This is a genomic window from Stenotrophomonas sp. HMWF023, assembly GCF_003060985.1.
GTDB classification, from domain to species: domain Bacteria; phylum Pseudomonadota; class Gammaproteobacteria; order Xanthomonadales; family Xanthomonadaceae; genus Stenotrophomonas; species Stenotrophomonas lactitubi.
This window is the reverse complement of record NZ_QAIJ01000217.1, coordinates 22,259-27,287: the sequence shown is the minus strand read 5'-3', so window position 1 is coordinate 27,287 and position 5,029 is coordinate 22,259. Positions and strand designations below refer to the sequence as shown.

The following is a 5,029-nucleotide window of genomic DNA, read 5'->3' as shown; positions in this document are numbered from 1 at the left end:
ATGCCACCCAGCGCGGTCGGCGCATTCATTTCGGCAGCGGCACGCCGCGGATCGAGACCGGCCCGTTCGGCCCGGCCGGCGAGCAGATCGCCGGGTTCTGGCTGTGGGAGGTGCGCTCGTTGGACGAGGCCATCGAATGGGCCAGCCGTGCACCCTTCAGTGCGGGCGGTGCCCTCGAGCTGCGCCCGTTGATCTCGGCCGAAGACTTCGGCGAAGCCTTCACCCCTGAATTACAGCAGCAGGAACAGCGTCTGCGTGCACAGCTGGAAGGTTGATCCGATCCATTTCCCCGCCGGGCATGGCCCGGCGCTACCGCCCTGAAACGTACAACGGAGCATTCCCATGAAATTGATTCCCTTCCTCGGTTTCAACGGCCAGGCCCACGATGCAATGGCGTTCTATGCCAAGGCACTCGGCGGCCAGGTCACGTCGGAAATGAAGTACCGCGACATGCCGCCATCCGACGGCTCGCCGGGCTGCAATGAGATGCCGGCAGACACGCTCGACCATGTGGCCCACAGCCAGTTGGAGATCGGCAGCGCGATCGTGATGGCGGCCGATGGCCCCGGCGGCGGCGAGGGTGGTTCGACCACCATCAACGTCGACGTGGACAGCATCGAAGAAGCCGAGCGCGTTTTCGCGGCGCTGGCCGAGGGTGGCCAGGTGCAGATGCCGATCGCCGAAACCTTCTGGGCCCACCGCTGGGGCATGTTGATCGACCGCTACGGCAAGCCGTGGATGGTCAACTGCATGAAGCAGCCCTGATTCTTCTTCCCTCTACCGCAAGGAATCGCACCGATGAGCGCACCGCAACCGCAGATGATCTTCGTCAACCTGCCCGTGCAGGATCTGGAAAAAGCCAAGACGTTCTTCGCCGCACTGGGCTACAGCTTCAACCCGGCTTTCACCGATGAGAACGCCGCCTGCATGGTGGTCAGCGAGAGCATCTTCGTGATGCTGCTGGTCAAGCCGTTCTTCCAGCAGTTCACCGCCAAGGGCATCGCCGATGCGCACACGCAGACTGAAGTGATCACCTGCCTGTCGGCCGACAGCCGCGCGGCGGTGGACACCATGGTGGACAAGGCACTGGCCGCCGGTGCCAGCGAACCGCAGCCGGCGCGCGACTATGGCTTCATGTACCAGCGCGGCTTCCAGGACCTGGATGGGCATCTCTGGGAAATCGCACACATGGACGGCGAGCCGGGCTGACCGGCCGCCGCAGGGAGAATCCCCATGGCTTACGTGGATGCTTACGTTCTGCCGTGCCCGCAGGACAAGGTGGCGGCCTATCGCCGCCTTGCCCGCCAGGCCGGCGCGGTGTGGAAGGACCATGGCGCGCTGCAGTACATGGAATGCGTGGCCGATGACGTGCAACCGGGGAAATCGACGTCGTTCCCGCAGGCGGTGAAGCTCAAGCCGGGCGAAACGGTGATCGTGGCCTTCGTGGTGTTCCGCACGCGCGCGGCGCGTGATCGCATCAACAAGAAGGTGATGGCCGACCCGCGGCTGGCGCATATCGGTCCCAAGGACATGCCGTTCGATACCAAGCGCATGTTCTGGGGCGGCTTCAAGCCGATCGTGGAAGCGTGAACGCCGGTGCTTGTGCAGGCCGGGCCCGCATGCTGTGATCGCTGCATGCACGAGCCCGCCCTGAGCCAGCGCCTGGACACCCTCTGGCGGATGGAATCGCCAGTGTTGATCGCGCGCCTGGCGCGCCTGCTCGGCGGCGACGTCGGTCGCGCCGAAGAGCTGGCCCAGGACACCTGGCTGGCCGCGCTGGAGCGTTGGCCGGCGCAGGGCATCCCGGACAATCCCGGAGCCTGGCTGATGACCACCGCGCGCAACCGTGCCATCGATGTGCTGCGCCAGCACCAGCGGGTTGCGCAGCAGCATGCGCAATGGGGAGAGGAGCTGCATCCGGCCGCATTGCCCGCGCCCGACGACAGCCAAGCCCTGGAAGACGACATCGGCGATGACCTGCTGCGGCTGATGTTCGTGGCGTGTCATCCGGTCCTGCCTGCCGACGCGCGGGTGGCGCTGACCCTGCGCCTGCTGGGCGGGTTGACCACGATCGAAATCGCCCGCGCATTCCTGCAGCCGGAGCCGACCATCGCCCAGCGCATCGTGCGGGCCAAGCGCACGTTGGCGCAGAAGCAGGTTCCGTACGAAGTGCCGCGTGCCGATGCATTGCCGGAACGACTGGCGTCGGTGCTGGAGGCGATCTACCTGGTGTTCAACGAAGGCTATGCGGCCAGTGCGGGCGACGACTGGATGCGACCGGCACTGTGCGCCGAGGCGCTGCGGCTGGCGCGCATTCTGGCCCATCGGATGCCGGCACCGCCGGTGCTGGGTCTGCTGGCGCTGATGGAACTGCAGGCCTCGCGCGCGGCGGCACGCGTGGATGCGCAGGGCGGGCCGATCCTGCTGGACCAGCAGAACCGGGCGCAGTGGGACTGGCTGCAGATCGAACGCGGCCAGCAGGCACTGACGCGCGCGGTGTCCGCAGGCGGCGGCGATGACCCCTACGTGCTGCAGGCACGGATCGCCTTCTGCCATGCCAGCGCGCGTCGCGCCGAGGACACCGACTGGGCGCGGATCGCCGCACTGTATGCGCAGTTGCTGCAGGTGATGCCGTCGCCGGTGGTGGCATTGAACCGGGTGGTGGCGGTGTCGCGCAGCGAAGGTGCGTTCGCGGCGTGGGCGCTGTTGCAGCCCTTGCTGGACGAGCCACGACTGCAGGGCTACGCACCGCTGATGGTGGTGCGCGGTGAGCTGCTGCAGCAGCTGGGGCGGGAGCAGGACGCCCGTGACGCATTTGCCTCGGCGGCGAGCCTGAGCCAGAACCAGGCAGAGCGGACCCTGCTGCGGCGGCGGGCCGGCCTGCCACAGGAAAATTGAAGCCGGCAGGGGCAGCACTTGTCGGTTTGCCCCGGAGCGGCTATGTTTCGCGCCCAGCGGGCGTGTTCGCGCCCGTCTTTCGTGTGTCGTGACCGAGGAGCGGTTGGATGTTTTCAAGGACGAAGAGCGCACCGCGCGCTTTTGCGCGCCTGCTTGCCTATGCCCTGTGCCTGGCCGTATGGCCGTTGGCCAGCCAGGCCGCAGACAAATCGCAGCAGGCCTACTGGGCCGGGTTTGCCTATACCGCTGACGCCGCCGCCGTGCAGGCGACCACTCCGCATGCGCATGCAGTGCTGGAAAAGCGTGGCCTGATCCCGCTCAACCAGGCCCTGGCACAGGCGCTCAAGCGCCGTGCGCCGGCCAACCTGGAACTGATCGACCAGCCGGTGGCGATGCTCGACGGCACCACCAGTGCCGTGGTCCTGGCCGCTGCGCTGGACCGCGAACTGGTGTCGGTCGAACCGATCGGCGACCAGTACAAGGTGCTGGTGGAAGTGGCCCTGCAGGCGCTGTTCTTCGACTTCCGCGAACGCCAGGTGATCGCCTCCTATCCGCTCACCCTGCAGCGTATCGACGTGCAGGAATACCGCCCGGACAGCGACGATATCGACGCGATCGTCGCCGATCTGCTGTACGGCGGTGCCGATACCAGCCTGTCGCAGGTGCTGGCCACGACCCTGGCCCAGGCCAAGCTGCCGGAAGCGGCCACGCGGCGCCTGCAGGTGGGTGCGGTGACCTTGTCCGACGCCACGCTGGCCAAGCTGCCCGACCCGAAGTGGGCCGGTCCGCTGCGTGCCACGCTGGCCCATGAACTGTCCAAGACGCTGTCGTCCAACACCGGTGTCGGCCTGCTGCCACCGGCCTCGGGCCAGGTGATCGGCGGTGCCATGGCGGCGCGCTTTGCCGACGGCAAGGTCTACCAGCTGAAGATCCCCGAAGCGGACTACGTCATCAGCCTGCAGGTGGATGCGCTGAAGAACGGCGTCATCAGTGAAACGCCGGCGATGAAGACGATGCTGTTCGGCGCCTTCTTCACCGCCAAGGTCACCGAGCCGTTCTCCGGCAAGGTGTACTTCGAACAACCGCTGCGCAAGGGCGCCACCAAGGTGGTGCCCGTTACGCAGTGGCAGGTCGACCAGTGGTCGGCCAGCTACGAAACCCTGCTGGCCGGCTTCGATGCCTTCGCCGGCGCCGCCGCCAAGCGTGCCGATTCGCGCGCCTGGCTGGACGAGCAGAAGCCGGGCGGACGCCCGTTGCAGCAACAGACCCAAGCCCTCCAGGAGTTGATCAAATCATGTCGCTGATGCGTACCATCCTGCTCATCCTCATCGCCCTGGCGGTGGCCTCGCCGGTCGCCGCGCAGACCGCCAGCTCGCGCGGTACCGGTTCGGCCAGCTACAGCCTGCGCCTGAGTGCCGATACCCGTGCCCAGGCCCTGAACAAGGCCAAGGCCAATGCACTGGAGGCATACATCGCCGAATCCGGTGCGGCCAAGCTGCGCCTGTTCGAATCGCGTCGCGCCGAATTCCTCGGTGAAATCGACCGCTACGTGCTCAGCGCCGTGCCGCTGTCGGACAACGAAGACAAGAAGGCCAAGACCTACAGCGTCACCGTCCGCGCCGAAATCAACACCACCCTGCTGCAGACCAAGCTGGATGCCGGTTCGGCCGTGGCCGGTGCCACCGCTGCGCAGCGCTCGCTGCTGACCTTCCTGTTCATGGCGCGCTCGCAGGACACCGTGCAGTCGTTCCAGGACAAGGAATACCGCCGCGTTGACGCCAGCAGCAGCTACAGCGAGAACACCCGTGAAGGCGACAGCTTCCGCGGCAACTCGGTCAGCACCAACGGCAGCATCAACCAGAACGGCTCGGTGTCGGTCACCAGCGGCGGCAGCACCACCGCGCGCAGCGACAACATCAGCTGGAAGGTGGCCAACGCCGCCGAGGTCAACACGGCCATGACCGGTGCCTTCAGCGCCGCCGGCTACGAAGTGGTTGAAGCCGAATACGTGGAAGGCGAGTCGCGCGGCCTGCTCAGCATCGAGCGCATCCGCAAGGATTTCAGCACCGGCAACGATCTGTCCGCCGCCACCCTGCGTGATACCGCCAACGGCATCCGCGCGGCGAACATT

At 66.7% G+C, this 5,029-nt stretch carries 7 protein-coding genes; all 7 read left to right on the top strand.

The genetic code is table 11. The features are described 5' to 3' along the window. Positions 1–275, top strand: a 275-nt coding sequence (locus tag DBR20_RS11755; protein ID WP_258223316.1) for a YciI family protein, incomplete at its 5' end; no start/stop codon positions are given. Between the two features lie 67 nt (positions 276–342). Beyond that, complete coding sequence (locus DBR20_RS11750) at positions 343–765, top strand: VOC family protein (protein ID WP_108266290.1); 423 nt, start codon at positions 343–345, stop codon at positions 763–765. 33 nt (positions 766–798) lie between these two features. Continuing rightward, the gene (locus tag DBR20_RS11745) at positions 799–1,209 is read left to right on the top strand and encodes a VOC family protein (protein WP_108266289.1); all 411 of its coding nucleotides are present in this window, start codon (positions 799–801) and stop codon (positions 1,207–1,209) included. Positions 1,210–1,233: 24 nt separating this feature from the next. Continuing rightward, a complete protein-coding gene (locus DBR20_RS11740; protein WP_025878383.1) occupies positions 1,234–1,590 on the top strand; it encodes a DUF1428 domain-containing protein in 357 nt (118 codons plus the stop codon). Positions 1,591–1,635: 45 nt separating this feature from the next. Beyond that, positions 1,636–2,898 carry a sigma-70 family RNA polymerase sigma factor gene (locus tag DBR20_RS11735; protein WP_108266288.1) on the top strand — a complete coding sequence of 421 codons (1,263 nt, stop codon included), beginning with the start codon at positions 1,636–1,638 and terminating at the stop codon, positions 2,896–2,898. A 107-nt stretch (positions 2,899–3,005) separates the two neighbouring features. Beyond that, positions 3,006–4,202, top strand: a complete 1,197-nt coding sequence (locus tag DBR20_RS11730) for a hypothetical protein (RefSeq protein ID WP_108266287.1) — start codon at positions 3,006–3,008, stop codon at positions 4,200–4,202. Beyond that, on the top strand, positions 4,193–5,029 hold an 837-nt coding region (locus tag DBR20_RS11725), incomplete at its 3' end, for a hypothetical protein (protein ID WP_258223315.1). The genes DBR20_RS11730 and DBR20_RS11725, both read left to right, overlap by 10 nt.

Bases quoted from the DNA above. Each gene is read 5' to 3' on its own strand.
- DBR20_RS11750 (WP_108266290.1), top strand. From the start codon at position 343: ATGAAATTGATTCCCTTCCTCGGTTTCAACGGCCAGGCCCACGATGCA.
- DBR20_RS11745 (WP_108266289.1), top strand. From the start codon at position 799: ATGAGCGCACCGCAACCGCAGATGATCTTCGTCAACCTGCCCGTGCAG.
- DBR20_RS11740 (WP_025878383.1), top strand. From the start codon at position 1,234: ATGGCTTACGTGGATGCTTACGTTCTGCCGTGCCCGCAGGACAAGGTG.
- DBR20_RS11735 (WP_108266288.1), top strand. From the start codon at position 1,636: ATGCACGAGCCCGCCCTGAGCCAGCGCCTGGACACCCTCTGGCGGATG.
- DBR20_RS11730 (WP_108266287.1), top strand. From the start codon at position 3,006: ATGTTTTCAAGGACGAAGAGCGCACCGCGCGCTTTTGCGCGCCTGCTT.